At 31.7% G+C, this 18,534-nt stretch carries 14 protein-coding genes; 2 read left to right on the top strand and 12 right to left on the bottom strand.

Annotated features, from left to right (window positions below; all coding sequences use genetic code 11):
• Positions 1 to 66 precede the first annotated feature (66 nt).
• The 4 genes from pepF to spxA form a co-directional block, all read right to left on the bottom strand.
• Positions 67 to 1,872, bottom strand: a complete 1,806-nt coding sequence (pepF, locus tag LQ615_RS11425) for an oligoendopeptidase F (protein WP_070045154.1) — start codon at positions 1,870 to 1,872, stop codon at positions 67 to 69.
• Between the two features lie 47 nt (positions 1,873 to 1,919).
• A complete protein-coding gene (locus LQ615_RS11430) occupies positions 1,920 to 2,903 on the bottom strand; it encodes a competence protein CoiA (protein ID WP_070045155.1) in 984 nt (327 codons plus the stop codon).
• Positions 2,904 to 2,948: 45 nt separating this feature from the next.
• A complete protein-coding gene (mecA, locus tag LQ615_RS11435) occupies positions 2,949 to 3,656 on the bottom strand; it encodes an adaptor protein MecA (protein ID WP_016999379.1) in 708 nt (235 codons plus the stop codon).
• A 151-nt stretch (positions 3,657 to 3,807) separates the two neighbouring features.
• A complete protein-coding gene (gene spxA / locus LQ615_RS11440; RefSeq protein WP_239704083.1) occupies positions 3,808 to 4,203 on the bottom strand; it encodes a transcriptional regulator SpxA in 396 nt (131 codons plus the stop codon).
• A gap of 339 nt (positions 4,204 to 4,542) precedes the next feature.
• Between spxA and trpS the strand changes: the two genes are divergently transcribed.
• Positions 4,543 to 5,538 carry a tryptophan--tRNA ligase gene (gene trpS, locus LQ615_RS11445; protein WP_064204855.1) on the top strand — a complete coding sequence of 332 codons (996 nt, stop codon included), beginning with the start codon at positions 4,543 to 4,545 and terminating at the stop codon, positions 5,536 to 5,538.
• A gap of 556 nt (positions 5,539 to 6,094) precedes the next feature.
• Here the strand turns inward: trpS and LQ615_RS11450 are convergent.
• The 8 genes from LQ615_RS11450 to opp3b form a co-directional block, all read right to left on the bottom strand.
• Positions 6,095 to 7,723 (bottom strand): peptide ABC transporter substrate-binding protein, encoded by a 1,629-nt coding sequence (locus LQ615_RS11450; RefSeq protein ID WP_064204854.1) that lies wholly within the window; start codon positions 7,721 to 7,723, stop codon positions 6,095 to 6,097.
• A 43-nt stretch (positions 7,724 to 7,766) separates the two neighbouring features.
• The gene (locus LQ615_RS11455) at positions 7,767 to 9,407 is read right to left on the bottom strand and encodes a peptide ABC transporter substrate-binding protein (RefSeq protein ID WP_239704082.1); all 1,641 of its coding nucleotides are present in this window, start codon (positions 9,405 to 9,407) and stop codon (positions 7,767 to 7,769) included.
• A gap of 207 nt (positions 9,408 to 9,614) precedes the next feature.
• The gene (locus tag LQ615_RS11460; protein WP_218729782.1) at positions 9,615 to 11,276 is read right to left on the bottom strand and encodes a peptide ABC transporter substrate-binding protein; all 1,662 of its coding nucleotides are present in this window, start codon (positions 11,274 to 11,276) and stop codon (positions 9,615 to 9,617) included.
• A gap of 107 nt (positions 11,277 to 11,383) precedes the next feature.
• On the bottom strand, positions 11,384 to 13,057 hold the full coding sequence (locus LQ615_RS11465) for a peptide ABC transporter substrate-binding protein (RefSeq protein ID WP_016999389.1): 1,674 nt from the start codon (positions 13,055 to 13,057) through the stop codon (positions 11,384 to 11,386).
• 170 nt (positions 13,058 to 13,227) lie between these two features.
• The gene (locus LQ615_RS11470; RefSeq protein WP_064211100.1) at positions 13,228 to 14,193 is read right to left on the bottom strand and encodes an ABC transporter ATP-binding protein; all 966 of its coding nucleotides are present in this window, start codon (positions 14,191 to 14,193) and stop codon (positions 13,228 to 13,230) included.
• A complete protein-coding gene (locus tag LQ615_RS11475) occupies positions 14,193 to 15,266 on the bottom strand; it encodes an ABC transporter ATP-binding protein (protein ID WP_016999391.1) in 1,074 nt (357 codons plus the stop codon). The genes LQ615_RS11470 and LQ615_RS11475 overlap by 1 nt, the downstream gene beginning before the upstream one ends.
• Before the next feature lie 17 nt (positions 15,267 to 15,283).
• Positions 15,284 to 16,360: an oligopeptide ABC transporter permease gene (gene opp3C, locus LQ615_RS11480; protein WP_016999392.1), complete on the bottom strand. Its 1,077-nt coding sequence runs from the start codon at positions 16,358 to 16,360 to the stop codon at positions 15,284 to 15,286.
• Positions 16,360 to 17,286, bottom strand: a complete 927-nt coding sequence (gene opp3b / locus LQ615_RS11485; RefSeq protein ID WP_016999393.1) for an oligopeptide ABC transporter permease — start codon at positions 17,284 to 17,286, stop codon at positions 16,360 to 16,362. The genes opp3C and opp3b overlap by 1 nt, the downstream gene beginning before the upstream one ends.
• 381 nt (positions 17,287 to 17,667) lie before the next feature.
• On the opposite strand from opp3b, the gene LQ615_RS11490 reads away from it, so the two are divergent.
• A complete protein-coding gene (locus tag LQ615_RS11490; RefSeq protein ID WP_064204847.1) occupies positions 17,668 to 18,039 on the top strand; it encodes a DUF3899 domain-containing protein in 372 nt (123 codons plus the stop codon).
• The last annotated feature ends 495 nt before the right edge of the window (positions 18,040 to 18,534 follow it).

Below are 18,534 nucleotides of genomic sequence, written 5' to 3' on the forward strand. Positions count from 1 at the left end.
TCAACAGAAAACATCGTATTTTTCTATTTGTCACACACTTGTCATATTGGAAACGTGTACATGCTTTTATTCGCCTTTAACCAGTTTTTCAAAGGCATTTAATTTCTCTTCAAATACTTCCATCGCTTCTTCGATTGGTTGTGTAGATGTCATATCGACACCAGCTTTTTTCAATACTTCAATTGGATAATCTGAGCTTCCTGCTTTTAAGAATTCATTGATATATCTTTTAACAGCTGGTTCGCCCTCTTCTAAAATTTGTTTGCTTAATGCTTGTGCAGCACTATATCCTGTAGCATATTGATAAACATAGAAATTATAATAGAAGTGTGGGATACGAGACCACTCTTTAGCAATATTGTCATCTGTTATAACAGCGTCACCAAAATACTTTTTATTAAGTTCAGCATATTCATTATTTAATCTTTCAGCCGTTAAAGGTTCGCCGTCTTCTACAATTTTATGGATTAAATATTCGAATTCAGCAAACATTGTTTGTCTGAATAATGTTGCTCTAAATCTTTCAAGTTCTTGGTTTAATAAATATTTACGTTTTTCAGGATCTTCTAAGTTTTTATCCATGTATTCACTTAAAAGTGCTTCATTTGTTGTAGATGCAACTTCTGCTACAAAGATTGAATAATCACTTTCATTTGATAATTGATGTTTACGACTAAAGTAACTATGAGCAGAATGTCCGAATTCATGAATTAGCGTAAATAAGTCAGAAATTGAATCTGTCCAGTTTAATAAAATAAATGGATTAGTTAAATGTGCACCAGATGAATAACCACCTGAACGTTTACCTTTATTCTCATAAACGTCTACCCATCTATTATTCAATCCTTCTTCAACAACTTCTATATATTCTTGCCCCATTGGTTGTAATGCTTTAACCATCCAATCTTTAGCTTCTTCGTAAGGCATATCAAATGAAGAATCTTGAACTAATGGTGTATACATATCATACATATGCATTTCGTCTAAACCTAATAATTCTTTTCTTAATTCTGTATAACGGTGTAATAAAGGTAGATGTTTATGTACAGTTTCAATTAAGTTATCGTATACATCTTCTGGTATGAAATTATTAGATAATGCTTGTTGTCTAGCAGAATCATAATTGCGTACTTTAGAACTGAATATAGCTGTTTTTACTTTACCACTTAAAGTAGCTGTTAAAGTATTATTATGACTACCATAAGCTTCATATACATTATCGTATGCTGATTTTCTTAATACTCTATCTTCAGATTCTAATAGTTTTATATATGTTCCTTGCGTTAATTCGTGTTCATTACCATCTTTATCAATTGCTGGTTTAAATGTTAAATCAGCGTTATTGAACATACCGAAAACATTACTTGGCGTTTGCAATGCTTCGCCCGCTTCAGCTAATATTTTTTCTTCTTTATCGCCTAAAATATGAGGTCTCTTTTTATTTAATTTTTCAATATCAAATTGGTATCTCTTTAATCCGTCATGTGATTCAACGAACTGATTTAATGTATCTTCATCTATAGACATTAATTCAGGTAAAATAAAGCTCCATGCACTTGCAAATTTATTAGCTAAAGTTGCAGCTTTTGCTTCATATCCAGCGTATTTATCATTAGCAGTATCTTGATCGTGCTTTAAATGTGCATAGACATATACTTTACCTAATTTCTCGTCAATTTCACTATCTAATAATAGAGCGTTATATAGTGTTTCAGCATTATCTTTCAAATGTCCTTTATACTGTTGTTCTTTCCCTAAATAAGACTCTAATTCATTGAAAGCTTCTTCGTATGCTTCATCTGAAGAAAATATTGTTGTTAAATCCCAAGTGTACTTTTCTTCTTGTTCTTCCCTAGTAATTAATTTTGCCATATTAATAGCCTCCTTTGACATTCATATTAATAATTTTCTCATTAATCTCATTTTTTTGCACGTGATAAAGTCATTTTATTAAGTATTGATAAATATGACTTCAAGGCGCTTTTTAAAATGTCTTCCTTGGAATAGTTCACATTATTAAAAGTTCTAAATTTAATGAAAGAATTAAAACGTTCAAAAGTAAACGTACCTTTATTAATTTCTAAATATAAATAACATTGCCACGTTATAGCATTCGTTAAAATATATAATTGTTCAGGTACAATTATTCCTAAAAATTTAGGTCTATTCTTATGTATGAGACCAGATTGATATAATAAGGATAAAGTTGGTTCTAAAACACTTCTTGTTTGTCTACATTTTCCAAGATAATTATTATAAAAATTATCATTCAAAAGAAATGTTGGCACTCTTGATACATTATGTGTTTGTAATAAATCTTCCCATTTTATGATATTCTTTCTATAAATAAAATGGGAAATATCTAATGATTGTAATTGATCATATTTAATTAGCAACTTACGATTATAATCATATGTAATAAGTGTTCGATGCGTATGATTGATGAGAGCAGCTCCAAAATAACTTAACTTTAATATCCCATTATACTCATTCGCCGGTTTACTTATCCAAATCACATTTAAATTTAAAGCCCTAAATCCTGCTGTTCTGCTATCTAACAACTCTAGATTAATTGGTGAATATTGAAACTCTATAACAAGGTTACGATTTATCAATATGTCTGGTATTTGTTCGATTTCATGCAAATAATATTCCATGTCTATTTGTACTTTCTTATTTAAACTTGAATAAATGTGGTGCTTAGATGCAAAATGGGCTAAAGTTTCTTTCTTATAAACGTTTTTTAAACAATAACTATTAGATTTATGAGCAAAATGAGCAATAGTATGCTTTCCACGTCTAAGAATTAACTCTGAATTACATTCAGGACATCTATACAATTCATTGGATTTTGCATGTTGAGCATATACAAGTTCATTTCTAGTATTTAATCCCATAAGCATAAAAAAACACCTCTTTACTTTATTAAACGTAAAGAGGTGTTAAAATTACTTATTTTTAATTTGATTTTTTGGTTCAAAATATCTCGTGATTTGACCCATTACATTATAACTCATAACAACCTTAGCATAATCATCTAAATATAATTTAGACACTTGAGTTGGATTTGCATACTCTAATAGTTGTCCGTAGAAATCATTAATAATTTCTTCATTATCTATTTGATCAAATTGTACATAATAATAATATTTGTTGTCTAACATATATAATAAGTCTGTAAATACTAAGTCTTTATGTTCATTATAATGTGCATATTCAATAATATCTTCTAACTCTTCAAATCTAACAAGCAATCCTATATCTTTAGGAACAAATTGCTTTCTAGTTTCTTCATCTTGATCGTTTAAGAGTTCTCCAATATTTTGATCGGAATCGAGTGCTTGAGATAAGAAATCATTGACTTGATATTCTAATTGTTCATTAGATTCTTCATCAGTCATATTTAACAGTTCATCGCCTTTAGACTTAGAAACTGTAACTTCTACACCCTTTTCGAATGCATGCACTTGAATCCATAACGGGCCTTCGACTACGAATTCTTCTTCGTCATTAATTTCATCCATCATTGACCAGAAAAATTCTTCACCACGTTTGCGGTTGGTCCATAAATCTTCTCTCTTGAAACCTCGTGCTTCGATGTCTTGATAAGTTATAAATAATTTTACCGTTGTTTCATCAATTCGTTCTATTCTCATAATGTCACACTCCCTTACTCTAGGAATAGTACATCCATTGTATTATAAACTCTTACATTTTAACAGTAATTTGTTCGAACTATTTTCTTTTATTTTTATACACAAAAATAGCCCCTGTAAACAGGAGCCATAATTCTAATATTAGACCAAATTAGTCAACCATACGTTGAGCTTCTAAAAGTTGGAATGTACGCACTTTGCGTGGTAAGAAACGACGAATTTCATCTTCGTTATAACCAACTTGTAGACGTTTATCATCTAAGATAATTGGACGACGTAATAGTCCTGGGTTATCTTGAATAATTGTATATAGTTCTTGTAGTGGCAATGTATCGATATCCACATTTAATTTTTGATATGTTTTAGAACGAGTTGAAATAATTTCATCTGTTCCGTCTTCTGTCATTTTTAAGATTGATTTAATTTCATCTAATGTTAAGTGTTCTGAAAAAATATTACGCTCCGTATACGGAATGTCATGTTCTTGTAACCATGCTTTCGCTTTACGGCAAGATGTGCAACTTGGTGAAGTAAATAATGTTACCATACATCTCACTCTCCTAATTGAATATTATTTATGTTAAACGTCAGTGAACTTTATAAGATTATATTCCACTTATATATCATTTACCCTATATAGCACTAGGTTAAACATAAATGCTCACTTTGTTTAATTCCTATCTTAACGCTATAAATATATTATATAACTCAAAGATTAAAATTAAATGAGAAAAAACTAATAATTCATTAAAAAGCGAATAAATTATTGATTAATTCAGTGTAAATTGCGCATTTCCCTACTCATTAAGAATAACACAACTTACAAATTAATAAAATACTGTTATAATAGTAGAAAGAAATTATGTAGAAAAGAGGCATTTTTTTAATGGAAACTTTATTCTCTGGCATCCAACCTAGTGGGATTCCTACAATAGGAAATTACATTGGTGCGCTGAAACAATTCAATGAAATTCAATATAATTATGATTGCTATTTCTGTATTGTAGATCAACATGCAATAACAGTACCTCAAGATCGACTAAAATTACGTGAAAACACACGTAAGTTAGCAGCTATTTATTTAGCTTCCGGAATCGACCATGAGAAAGCAACATTATTTATCCAATCTGAAGTACCTGCTCACATTCAAGCAGGTTGGATTTTAACAACAATATCTTCAATTGGTGAATTGGAAAGAATGACACAATATAAGGATAAAGCTCAGAAACAATTTCAAGGTATCCCAGCAGGTTTATTAACTTACCCACCTTTAATGGCAGCTGATATTGTACTATATAATACAAATATCGTTCCAGTAGGCGACGATCAAAAACAACATTTAGAATTAACTAGAAATGTAGTAGATCGTTTTAATACTAAATACAATGATATTTTAACTAAACCTTCTATTCATATGCCGAAATTCGGTGCAAGAATTATGAGCTTACAAGATCCAACTAAAAAAATGAGTAAAAGTGATGATAATCAGAAAAACTTTATTTCATTATTAGATGAACCAAACGTTGCCGCTAAAAAAATAAAAAGTGCCGTAACTGACTCTGATGGTATTGTTAAATACGATAAAGAGAACAAACCAGGCATAAGTAACCTACTTGTCATATACTCTAGTATCACAGGTCAAACTGTTGAAGAATTAGAAGCACAATATGAGGGCAAAGGTTATGGAGATTTTAAAACCGATTTATCAGAAGAAGTTAAACGATTCTTAACAGACTTCCAAGAAAAATATAACTATTTCTATGAAAACAAAGATATTCTAGACGAAATCCTTGATCAAGGTAGAGATAAAGCTAGTAAAGTCGCTAATAAGACGCTTAAAAAAATGGAAAATGCAATGGGATTAGGTAGAAAAAGAAAATAACCATAAAATTATGAGACTAGAAGATCAATCCTAACTCAAAATAAATAAGCATATTACTTAACTGATTAATACAGTTTGAAAGTGATATGCTTATTTTTTAAATCTATAATTTTGTTCATATAAGGTTGCGCTTGATATAGTTTGATCCAGTAGTCACATACTCTTACTATCCGAGCAAGTGACAGCACTAGACAAATTCGTTATAACTCTCAATATTTTATACAAAGTTTTCATAGACGACACTGGCAATGTTGAAAAAGCTTGATTTGAACGCATTTTCAATCCAATCAACTACTGCCAATATATAATATAATTTAGGAACAACTTTATGAGACAATAACGGTAGCCTTATTGACTATTCTTACCAAACGTGTCAATAACGAGGCCCTCAATGTATTCATAATGACAGCGATGTTAATAATACACATTAGATTTCGTAAATTAATTCTTAATTATAATAAAAATCTTTATTGTTACTTCCATAATAAAAAGAGTTACTCGTCTAAACATCATAGTCTAAATGAGTAACTCTTATTTAATATTTGTGCATTATTTTTTATTTTTCAATATATGCTTCTTTCAATGTAGATACCCCACCAAATTGGTGATTAACGACGTTTTTAACATTTGGTTTTTGTAGTTGAGCTACACCAACTTGGTAAAGCGGTACAATACCCGCTTCGTTTAACAACATACCTTCTGCTCGTTGTAATTCTTTTAGTCGTTTATCTGGATTTTCAGCTAGTGATGAGTCTGCTGCTTTAATAATCTTGTCATATTCTTTATTAGACCAGCCTGTGTTGTTATGTGAACCATCTGTTACATAAAGCTCTAAGAATGTCATCGGGTCAGGATAGTCTGGTATCCAGTTTTCTAATGACATTTCATATTGCCCTTTAGAAACAACATCAAGTTTTTGTTTAAATGGTTGTTGTTTAATTTTAATATTTACACCATCTAAATTTTTCTCAAGTTGTTCTTTGAAGTATTCAGCATCTCTTTTAGCTGTATCTTTGTCGTATGTCATTAATTCAATCGTAAATTCATCTTTCCCTAATTCTTTTTTAGCTTTTTCAAAATGTTCTTTAGCTTCTTTCACATTGTAGTGATTTTCATTTTTAACGCCATCTTGGTATTCATTACCTTTACTGTCTTTAACAAAGTCTTTTGGCACAAAGTTATCAGCTGGAATAGATCCGTTATTTAAATTATTTTTTACATAAGCTTTTTTATCAATTGCTTTTGCAAATGCTAATCTAAAGTCTTCGTTTTTAAATTCTGGAACTTTATCTTCGTTTAATTTGAAATAATAAGTTATTGTATCTAATTCCGTTGTGTAACCTTTATCATCTTTATATTTATTAACTTGTTCTGCAGGTAATTCAACAATGTCTAATTTATTTGTTTCGTATAAATTTACTGCAGTAGAAGCTTCTTTTACAACTTTGTAATTAACTTTATCCAATTTAACTTTATCTTTATCCCAGTACTCATCGTTTTTCTCAAGTGTAACTTTGTCATCTGTTTTCCATTCAGTCATTTTGAAAGGACCATTATATAATGTGTTTTTCAAAGTTGTACCATATTTATCGCCTTGTTTCTCAACGAATTTTTTATTTTGCGGCATAAACGTACCGAATGAAAGTAATTCTTTATAGTATGGTAATGACTTCGTTAGTTCGAACTCTAATGTGTGGTCATCTATAGCTTTTACACCAAGTTCTTCTGGCTTCTTATCTCCAGAATTGACTTCTTCTGCATTTTTAATGTCGAATAATATATAAGCATATTCAGATGCAGTATCTGGATCAACTACTTTTCTCCAAGCATATACGAAATCATTTGCTGTAACTGGGTCTCCATTAGACCATTTAGCATTTTCTCTTAATTTAACTGTCCACTTTTTACCGTCGTTAGTGATTTTCGGCTCCCCTTTAGCGACAGCCGGAATAGCTTTATCGTCTTTATCTAATGTATACAAACCTTCCATCGTTTGGAAAAACATATCAAATGAAAGTCCATCAGTAGCCATTGCAGAATCCATTGTTGGAACATCTCCATTGATTTGGAGGTTTAATGTTTGACCATCTTTTGAACTTTTTCCACCGCTTCCTCCTGATGAACAAGCACTCAATACTAAAACTGCAGTTAACAATATCGATAAAATTTTTATACCTTTTGACATGTAACTCATCCCCTTAGTTTCTATTTATTTAAACTATGATTTGTTACTTTTGCTTACTTGCATGCTTTAAGTCTGTGTCTCCCCCAAACTTATGTCTTTCAATGTCATTAACATAACTTTGAGTTAAACGTGCATTACCTTGTTGGTAAATAGGTATAATAGTCGCTTCATCTAATAACAATGACTCAGCATCTTGCATTGCTTCAATACGTTCTTGCTCTTTCTTCAGTAGTTTATTTCCTGAATCCTCAATTTTCTTATCATATTCTTTGTTTTTCCATCCAGTTTCATTCATAACATTATCGCTAGTAAATAATTCTAGGAATGACATAGCATCTGGATAATCAGGAGCCCATCTTCCAAATGAAATTTGATAATCCATACTTGATTCTAATTTTAATTTTTGTTTAAACGGTTGCTGTTTAACTTTAATTTTTACACCAGGTAAATTTTGTTCGATTTGTTCTTTAAAGTACTCAGCGTCTTTCTTGGCATTGTCTTGATCATAAGTTAATAATTCAAATGTAAATTCATCTTTACCAAGATCTTTTTTAGCTTTTTCTAAATGCTTTTTAGCTGATTCTTTATCAAATTTATTTTCTGTTTCGACGCCTTTAGTATAATCTTTACCTTTAGTATCTTTTACAAATTCGGTCGGAACTAATGTTTTAGCTGGTTTAGAACCATTGTTTAAATTACTCTTAACATATTGTTCTCTATCAATCGATTGGGCAATTGCCATTCTTAAATCTTTATTTTTAAATTCTGGTACATCCTTTTGATTCATTCTCATAAAGTAAACTCTAGCTTCTAGTTCGGTATTATAAGCTTTATCGTCTTTATATTTATTTACGTTTTCAGCTGGTATTAAAGCTTCATCAACATCACCAGCATTATACATATTTAAAGCTGTTTGAGGTTCTTTAACAACTTTGAAGTTAACACTGTCTAATTTTACATTTCCTTTATCCCAATACTTATCATTTTTCTTCAAAGTATAATTATCTTCTGTTTTCCAATCTGATAAAGTAAACGGTCCATTATATAATGTGTCTTTAGCTGTTGTTCCGTATTTATCTCCTTTTTCTTTAACGAACTTTTCATTTTGAGGTAAAAATGAACCGAAAGTAAGTAACTCTTGATAATAAGGTAATTCACGATTAAGTTTAATTTCTAAAGTTTTATCATCAACCGCTTTTACACCTAACTCTTCAGGTGTCTTTTTACCTTTATTAATATCTTCAGCATTCTCGATATCAAACATGATAAATGCATATTCAGAAGCTGTCTTTGGCGTAACTAACTTTCTCCAAGCATAAACGAAATCATTTGCTGTAACTTTCTCTCCATTAGACCACTCAGCATCTCTTAATTCTATCGTCCAAGTTAAACCGTCATCAGATTTCTTTGGATCTCCTTTCGCTATACCCGGAATAGCTTTATCATGTTTATCTAATTTGTACAAACCTTCCATTGTGTTATTCAATACATCAAAAGAAGTTGCATCTGTTGCTAAACTTGAATCCATCGATGGTATATCAGAAATTGAAATAAGACGTAATGACTTGCCATCCCCTGCAGCATCACTGTCCTTCTTTTCCTTTCCACCCCCGCTACATGCTGACAAAACTAAAGTTATCGACAAAAGTACTAATGAAATTAATCTCAACCTCTTCTTTCTCATAAACATATCCCCTTATTCGATTTTTGAAAATTCAGTCATTTTCTGAACTTTCTTTAATTATAAAGATATTTATAATTTGTCGCAACTTAATTTTTCTATTATATGTATAAATTATGTTCTTCTTGTTCATATATTTAGTGATTCCACTTATAAAATAAAAAAACCTTACAAAACATTTAAGCTTTGTAAGGTTCTATCTATTAAATATTATTTAGCACCTTTTATTTCTACTTCTTTAAGGGTATAATCTCCACCATATTTATGGTTTTGCCAATTTTTGATATAAGGCTGTCTTAAACGTGCTGATCCTGTTTGGAATAGCGGCGCGATAGATGCTGAATCTAAAAATTGCGTTTCTGCATCTTGTAATTTTTCAATTCGCTTATCTTCGTTCTCTTCTTTAAGCATTTCATCTGAATTCGCTTCTTCCAAAGCTTTATCATATTCTTCATTAGCATAGCCTGTTTGGTTATGAGGTGAATCAGATGTAAATAAATCTAAGAATGTTGTTGGGTCTGGATAATCTGGGAACCACCCAGCAAATGAAATATCGAAATCTTTTTTAGATTCTAATGCTAATTTCTGTTTAAAAGGTTGTTGTTTAATTTTTAATGTAACGCCTGGAAGATTTTTTTCTACTTGTTCTTTAACGAACTCTCCTGCTTTTTTAGATTCATCTTCATCATATGTTAAGAGTTCTATTGTGAATTTATCTTTTCCTAAATCTTTTTTAGCTTTTTCAAGTGATTTCTTAGCATCATCTTTATCAAATTCCAGTGGTGATTTCACACCATCTATATAATCTTTACCTTTACCATCTTTAACGAAATCTTTAATCATTAATGTATCTAATGGTTTAGATCCGTTGTTTAATAAGGAATCGACATAAGATTTTTTATTTACTGATGTTGCTATTGCTTTTCTTAAATCTTCATTCTCTAAATCTTTATTTTTCTCTTTGTTAATTCTAAAGAAATAGCTTCCTGAAGTAGACTGGGTAGAGAAGTCTTCTCTATCTTTATATTTTTTTACGTTTTGTGCATCCAATCCTACCATATCTAGCTTACCAGTTTGGTACATATTAATTGCTGTTTGTGTATTTTTCACAACTTTGATATTAACATCTTTAAGTTTAACTTTATCTTTATCCCAATATTTATCATTTTTCTCTAATTTCCACTTATCTTCAGATTTCCATTCTGTTAATTTAAACGGGCCGTTTGATAAAGTTGTTTCAGCTGTTGTACCAAAATCATCACCATGTTTTTTCACAAATTTTTCATTTTGCGGCATGTATGAGCTGAATGCTAATAAACTTTCCATCCATGGAACATCTTTTACAAGTTTAATTTCTAATGTTTGATCATCAATTGCTTTAACGCCTAGTTCTTCAGGTTTTTTATCACTGTTTGTAATTTCTTTTGCATTTTCTATGTTTTCAAACATATATGAAAATTCAGCAGCAGTATCTGGATCTACAGTACGTCTCCATGCAAATACAAAGTCGTGAGCTGTTACTAGATCGCCATTAGACCATTTTGCATCATCACGTAGCTTAATCGTCCATGTTTTACCATCGTTTGATTTTTCAGGTTCACCTTTTGCTACACCTGGTACTGGCTTATCATCTTTATCTAATACATATAAACCTTCTAATGTTTGTGTAAATGTCGTAAATGAAACTTGGTCAGAAGCTAATGATGGATCCATAGTAGGAATATCATCGCCAGAAGATAAATTTAATTCGTTCTTGGATTTAGATTGTTTAATGTTATCGCTATTATCTTCTTTTTCGTTGCTACCGCATGCTGCTAACGTTAATATAATCGCACTTATCACTGCAAATAAAGCTGTGAGTTTTCTCTTCATTTTATTACTCCCCTTACATTTGGTGATTTAATAGCTTTCAGTTAATTAATTAAGAAGCTTATACAAAAAGGCAATCAATGTTCCCATCGATTGCCTTAATTGTTTGATTATTTAGATCCTGCGATTTCTACTTCTTTAAGTGAGTAGTCACCACCGAATTTATGTGGTTGCCAATTCTTAACATAAGGTTGACGTAAACGTGCTACACCTTGTTGGTAAAGTGGCCCAATAGAAGCAGATTCTAAGAATTTACTTTCTGCATCTTGTAACATTTTAGTACGTTTTTCGCTATTTTCTTCTTTCAGCATTTCATCAGTATTTGCTTCTTTTAACGCTTTATCATATTCAGCATTTGAATATCCAGTTTGGTTATGTGGACTATCTTTCTTAAATAAGTCTAAGAATGTTGTTGAATCAGGATAGTCAGGACCCCAACCAGCAAATGAGATATCATAGTCCCCTTTAGATTCTAAAGCTAATTTCTGTTTAAACGGTTGTTGTTTAATTTTTAATGTAACACCTGGTAAATTTTTCTCAACTTGTTCTTTAACAAATTCAGCAGCTTTTTTAGATTCATCTTGATCATAAGTTAATAGTTCAATATCAAATTTATCTTTACCAGTTGCTTTTTTAGCTTTTTCTAATAGTTTTTTAGCTTCTTCTTTATCATAGTTTAATGGAGATTTAACACCATCGATGTAGTCTTTCCCGTCTTCATCTTTAACGAAGTCTTTAACCATTAATTTATCAGAAGGAACTGAACCATTATTTAATAAAGAATTTACATATTCTTTCTTGTCTATTGATTTAGCAAATGCTTTTCTTAAATCTTCATTTTTTAAGTCTTTATTCTTAGTATTGTTAATTCTAAAGAAATAGTTAGATGAGTTGAGTTCAGTAGAGAAGTCTTCTCTATCTTTATACTTACTAACATTTGAAGCATCTAAGCCTACCATATCTAATTTACCTGTTTGGTACATATTAATAGCTGTTTGTACTTCTTTAACTACTTTATAGTTAACTTCTTTAAGTTTAACTTTGTCTTTATCCCAATACTTATCATTTGGTTCTAATTTCCAATTGTCTTCTGTTTTCCATTGTGTCATTTTGAATGGACCATTTGATAATGTTGTGTCAGCTGTAGTACCGAATTTCTTGCCTTGTTTTTCGACAAATTTTTCATTTTGTGGCATGAATGATCCGAATGCGAATAAACTTTGCATCCATGGAACGTCTTTCACTAATTTAACTTCTAAAGTTTGATCATCGATAGCTTTTACGCCTAGTTCTTCAGGTTTTTTCTTACCCGATGTAATTTCTGATGCATTTTCGATGTTTTCAAACATATATGCATATTCAGCAGCTGTGTCTGGGTCTACAGTACGTTGCCAAGCATATACAAAGTCATGAGCAGTTACAGGGTCCCCATTTGACCATTTAGCATCATCACGTAACTTCATCGTCCAAGTCTTGCCATCGTCAGATTTCTCTGGATCGCCTTTCGCAACACCAGGTACAGGTTTATCATCTTTATCTAACACGTATAACCCTTCTAAAGTTTGGTTAAATGTAAAGAATGAAACTTGGTCAGTAGCTAACGATGAATCCATCGTTGGTATATCAGATGTTGAAGATAAGTTTAAGACGTTTTCAGATTTTTCACTTTTAACGCCGCCTTTACCTCCACTATCATCTTTTTTGGAACCTCCACCACTACAAGCTGCAAGTGTTAGTACAGCTGCAACTAAGATTGACATGAGTACAGAAAGTCTTTTCCTCATATAGTTACTCCCCCTTGTTTTCTGTCTTCTGAAAATTCAGAAGCTTTAATAATATTATATTTTAAAAATGTATGAAAAACAATAGAAATTCACACAATTTTCAAATAATTGTTATTTTACACTTTTAAATTATTAATAATTAGTTGTAATAATAATTCTATTAGTACATATTATGCTTCTGATAAATTAAATGTCTTGTTGTAATTTTCTTTTTTCTTAGCAAATTCTTTCTCAGAACAATATACGTAATGCTCCGGCCCTACTTCTCTCAATTCTAGCTCTTCATCATCAGTATATTGATGTACGTCAGGATCGTATGATGATCTTGTTCTTGTTCTTTCAGATTCTGGATCTGGTAATGGAATAGCTGACAATAATGATTTAGTATATTCATGTTGTGGATGTTTATATATTTGATCTGATGGTCCAAGTTCAACTAATTTACCAAAGTACATAACACCGATTCTATCTGATATATATTTAACCATTGATAAATCATGCGCGATGAATAAGAATGTAATTCCTTTTTCTTCTTGCAATCTTTGCATTAAGTTTACAACTTGTGCTTGAATTGAAACGTCTAAAGCTGAAATAGGTTCATCTGCTATAATAAATTCTGGTTCTACTGCTAAAGCACGTGCTATTCCTAAACGCTGTCTTTGTCCGCCAGAGAATTCATGTGGATATCTATTTGCATGTTCTTTATTTAAACCTACTGTTTCCAACAATTCGTAAACACGCTTTTTTCGTTCTTCGTTGCTAGAAACTAATTTATGTACATCTAATCCTTCAGCAATAATATCCATTACTTTTAATCTTGGATTTAAAGACGCATATGGATCTTGGAAAATCATTTGCATACGTCGATTAAACTTTAATAAATCTTTACGTTTTTTGATGTTTTGAATATCAACATTATCAAATATAACTTTTCCATCCGTTGCATCATGTAATTTAATAAGTGTTCGTCCAGTTGTGGATTTTCCACAACCAGACTCCCCTACTAAACCTAATGTTTCACCACGATATATTTGGAATGAAATATCATCTACTGCTTTTACTTCATTTTTCTTGCCTTCGTTGAAATATTGTTTCAAATTCTGTACGTCGATTAATATTTCTTTTTTCTCAGCCATTAGAACGTCACCCTTTCTACACGCTTCGGCTTATCAAACTGGTCAGGTGTTTCTTTTAATTTATTTTTAACCGCTTCTGGTAAGTCTACTTCTGGTGCTCTTTCATCTAACAACCAAGATTTCACGAAATGTGTAGGTGAAACTTGGAACCATGGCGGTTCTTCCTTGTAGTCGATATCCAGTGCATAATCACTTCTCCTAGCGAACGCGTCTCCTACAGGCGGCTTTATTAAATCTGGTGGTGTACCAGGAATTGCAAGCAACTCTGTTTCATGAGATGTTTCAAGGCTTGGCATAGAAGATAGAAGCCCCCAAGTATACGGATGTTTCGGATTATAGAAAATTTCATCTACTGAACCTGTTTCTACAATTTGTCCACCATACATTACAGCCACTCTATCAGCTACGTTTGCCACAACACCTAAGTCATGGGTGATAAAAATAATTGATGTATCAATCTTATGTTGTAACTCTTTCATCAACTCTAATATTTGAGCTTGTATAGTAACGTCCAAAGCAGTTGTAGGTTCATCCGCTATGAGTATTTTTGGATCACAAGCCAATGCCGTTGCAATAACAATACGTTGTCTTTGTCCACCTGAAAATTGGTGTGGGAAATTATTAAAACGATTCTTTGCGTTAGGCAATCCAACTAAATCTAAAATATCTAATGCCCTTTTCTTAGCATCACTTTTAGATAATTTTTGGTGCTTAATAAGAGGTTCCATAACTTGCTTTCCTATTTTCATAGTTGGATTTAATGAAGTCATTGGATCTTGGAAAATCATCCCTATTTCCTTACCTCTGATTTTTTGCATTTCTTTTTCTTCTAACTTCGCTAAATCTTTACCATCAAATAAAATAGAACCTTCTTTTATTCTGCCTACTTTACTTGGTAGTAATTGCATTAAAGCTTTTGTAGTAACTGATTTTCCCGAACCAGATTCACCAACAATTGCGAGTGTTTCACCTTTATCAAGATAAAAATCTACACCTCTAACTGCTTGTACTTCCCCCGCGTCAATGTCGAAGGAAACTTTTAAGTTATTTACTTCTAAAATTCTCTTAGCCATAATTCATTTCCTCCTTATTATTTACGCATTTTAGGGTCAAAGGCATCTCTTAGACCATCACTGAATAGATAGAAGAATAAGATTAATAAGCTTAATACCACAGCTGGAACAAATAGTTCATGTGGGAAGATCAATAACATCTTTCTTCCTGTATCAACTAGAGAACCTAATGATGCTTGTGGTGCTGGTATACCTAGACCAATAAAGCTTAAGAATGCTTCGAAGAATATTGCACTTGGTACTGTAAACATTGACGTTACAATAATTGGTCCAAGTGTGTTTGGCAAAATATGTTTAAAGATTAATTTATAATTTGATACCCCTAATGTTCTTGAAGCCATTACGAATTCTTGTTCTTTAAGTTTTAAGAATTGTCCACGAACAATACGACTCATACCTAGCCAACCTGTAACGGACATGGCTAAAATAATTGTCCACATTGACGGATCGAATAATAACACGAACAAGATAACAACAATTAAGTTTGGAATTGAAGATAATATCTCAACAATACGTTGCATGATATCATCCGTCCTACCACCGAAGTAGCCAGATAAAGCACCGTATATTACCCCAATAAATATATCTAATGCTGCTGCTATTACACCGATGAATAATGATACTTGCGTACCTCTCCATGTACGTGTCCATAAGTCACGTCCTAATTCATCTGTACCAAACCAATAGTTCTCATTTACATTAGATCCTTCGTAAACATCGAAGCCGTCTCTATCTGTACCATCAAATGGCAAGAAAGGAACTTGATCTAATACTGGTATTTTTGGTGGCAAGTTAGCGTGTGACACGTTTTGGTCACTAAACTTATGATCATTCATAAGTGGACCAACTAGTGATAATAAAGTAAGTAATACTAACCCTATTAAACCAATTACTGCTAATTTATTACTTTTTAGTTGAGCCCAAGCATCTTGCCAGAATGTACGACTCTTTCTTTCAAATTTCTCTTCAACCACTTTGTCTCTACCGTGAAGAACAAACTTTTCAGCCGGCACCCCTTGTGTAGAATGTGTGATTGAGGCATTGTCATAACCGCTATTGTTTAATTTATCTTTCTCATGATCGTTATTAGCCATTATTTTTTACCTCCTTCAACACGAATTCTAGGGTCAATAAGACCATACAATACGTCTACAATAAAGATTGAAATTATAAATAAGAAACTGAATAGTAATGTTAATGCCATAATAACTGGATAGTCATTCGTTTGAATTGAACGTACGAACTGGTCACCTAGTCCTGGCACTCCAAAGATGTTTTCAATTGTCAATGTACCAGTTAAAATCCCAGCTAACATTGGAACAATAATTGTAATAATTGGAATTAAACCATTACGTACAGCATGTCCGAATATTACTCTTGAACTGGACATCCCCTTAGCTCTCGCTAATTCTATGTAATCAGAGCCCAATACCTCAATCATTTCAGAACGTATATAACGTGCAATTGTTGCTGTTACACCTGCTGCTAAAGCTAAGGATGGTAACACTGCAGTCATAAATCCACTCCAACCTGCTACAGGGAAGATTTGCCATTCAACAGCAAATACATATTGTAGCAACACTGCCAGAACGAATGACGGCACCGAAATGAAAATAACTGATAAGAAGGTTGCTCCATAGTCAATAATCGTATTTTGCTTGATTGCGGCCACTATACCGAGCAATAGTCCGGTAATTGTACCTAAAATCATCGCGTATGTACCCATTTCAACAGAGGGTCCTAGTCTTGGTTTTATTAAACTCCAAACTTCTCTGTTATCGTATTGGAATGAAATACCGAAATCACCTTTAGCTACATTTTTTAGGTAATTTGCATACTGTACTGATACAGGATCATTCAAACCATACTTTTCGTTTATAATAACTTTTTGTTCTTCTGATAATTTCTCATCGTTGTACGGTGAACCCGGTAACAATTTCATTAAGAAAAATGTTATCGTCATAATTAAAAACAATGATATGAACATATAAAGAATACGTTTCAAAGTGTACTTAACCATTGTTTTGCCTCCAATCCCCTTATCGAATTCATATTTCTTTTAATATTCAGAAATATTTATATACATTATACAGAATTTATTCAACTTAAATCAACACGAATATTCTGAATTTTGAATAAGCATTACCCAATATCTACTTGTTGTTTTATCACAATAAAGCGACAACGCGAAGCAATTATTCATTTTATAGGTATAAATATACAATACTAGTATAATAATTACCTATTTTTACAAGTAAAGGATTAATTTATATGTATTTGCATACATAAAATATACATATGTAAAATTACACAAATATTTTTATTAAGTTTCTTAAAATATAAAAAATATTTTTCAATCTGTTATAATACAATTAATTCTTAACGTTAGAGGTAGGTAATTATGAAATTTTGGAGTATTTTTACCTTCAGTTACATAGGCATATTTTTAATTTTATGTTTAGTATTTATGAAGGATTTAGATCAAGCGAGTAATATTTTCTTTTATATGATGACTATTTTATTTGCAGTTAGTTGGCTTATTGCAATGAAACAGGATGGTGTTGGAGAAGTATCTAGACAAGCAATACGTAAATTTAACTTTCACATGAAATCTAAAGCTTCACAATCATATTTAGAAGACGATGAAGTAATGAATCCAAATATGAAGGATATAAATCTTAAAGAAAGAAATGTATATGATTGGGTGATACCGTTTGTTGTTGTTAGTACTGTATTTTTTATCATATCTATTATAATAGGATTTTTAGTTTAGCTGATTGTTCGTGTTAATTAATATGGTCAATAAATTACCGTAAGTTGTCTAGTGCGCTTCCTTATGTAGAGTGCGCCAAAAGTTCAACACACAAGTAAAAAACAGGCTGGGACAAAATCATGTCTCAGCCTGTTTCATTATAATGTTAGTAAACAGCTGTTAAGCTCTATGTTGCACGTGGACCTTGTCTTGCAACATTTTGACCTCGTATGTTGCACGTGGACCCTGTCTTGCAACATTTTGACCTTCTATGTTGCACGTGGACCTTGTCTTGCAACATTCTGACCTTCTATGTTGCATGTGGACCCTGTCTCGCAACATTTTGACTTCGTATGTTGCACGTGGACTCTGTCTTGCTACATTATAACCTTCTATGTTGCACGTGGACCTCGTCTTGCAACATTTTGACCTCGTATGTTGCACGTGGACCTCGTCTTGCAACATTCATAAACATTATCCACAAAAAAGCTGAGACATTCGTTAAAAATGTCTCAG

Source organism: Mammaliicoccus sp. C-M13, from assembly GCF_022386845.1.
GTDB classification, from domain to species: Bacteria; Bacillota; Bacilli; order Staphylococcales; family Staphylococcaceae; genus Mammaliicoccus; species Mammaliicoccus lentus.

Coding starts and splice junctions, on each gene's coding strand:
- spxA (WP_239704083.1), bottom strand. CDS start 4,203: ATGGTAACATTATTTACTTCACCAAGTTGCACATCTTGCCGTAAAGCG.
- LQ615_RS11470 (WP_064211100.1), bottom strand. CDS start 14,193: ATGGCTGAGAAAAAAGAAATATTAATCGACGTACAGAATTTGAAACAA.
- trpS (WP_064204855.1), top strand. CDS start 4,543: ATGGAAACTTTATTCTCTGGCATCCAACCTAGTGGGATTCCTACAATA.
- LQ615_RS11490 (WP_064204847.1), top strand. CDS start 17,668: ATGAAATTTTGGAGTATTTTTACCTTCAGTTACATAGGCATATTTTTA.
- LQ615_RS11455 (WP_239704082.1), bottom strand. CDS start 9,407: ATGAGAAAGAAGAGGTTGAGATTAATTTCATTAGTACTTTTGTCGATA.
- LQ615_RS11465 (WP_016999389.1), bottom strand. CDS start 13,057: ATGAGGAAAAGACTTTCTGTACTCATGTCAATCTTAGTTGCAGCTGTA.
- opp3b (WP_016999393.1), bottom strand. CDS start 17,286: ATGGTTAAGTACACTTTGAAACGTATTCTTTATATGTTCATATCATTG.
- mecA (WP_016999379.1), bottom strand. CDS start 3,656: ATGAGAATAGAACGAATTGATGAAACAACGGTAAAATTATTTATAACT.
- pepF (WP_070045154.1), bottom strand. CDS start 1,872: ATGGCAAAATTAATTACTAGGGAAGAACAAGAAGAAAAGTACACTTGG.
- LQ615_RS11430 (WP_070045155.1), bottom strand. CDS start 2,903: ATGCTTATGGGATTAAATACTAGAAATGAACTTGTATATGCTCAACAT.
- LQ615_RS11460 (WP_218729782.1), bottom strand. CDS start 11,276: ATGAAGAGAAAACTCACAGCTTTATTTGCAGTGATAAGTGCGATTATA.
- LQ615_RS11450 (WP_064204854.1), bottom strand. CDS start 7,723: ATGTCAAAAGGTATAAAAATTTTATCGATATTGTTAACTGCAGTTTTA.
- opp3C (WP_016999392.1), bottom strand. CDS start 16,360: ATGGCTAATAACGATCATGAGAAAGATAAATTAAACAATAGCGGTTAT.
- LQ615_RS11475 (WP_016999391.1), bottom strand. CDS start 15,266: ATGGCTAAGAGAATTTTAGAAGTAAATAACTTAAAAGTTTCCTTCGAC.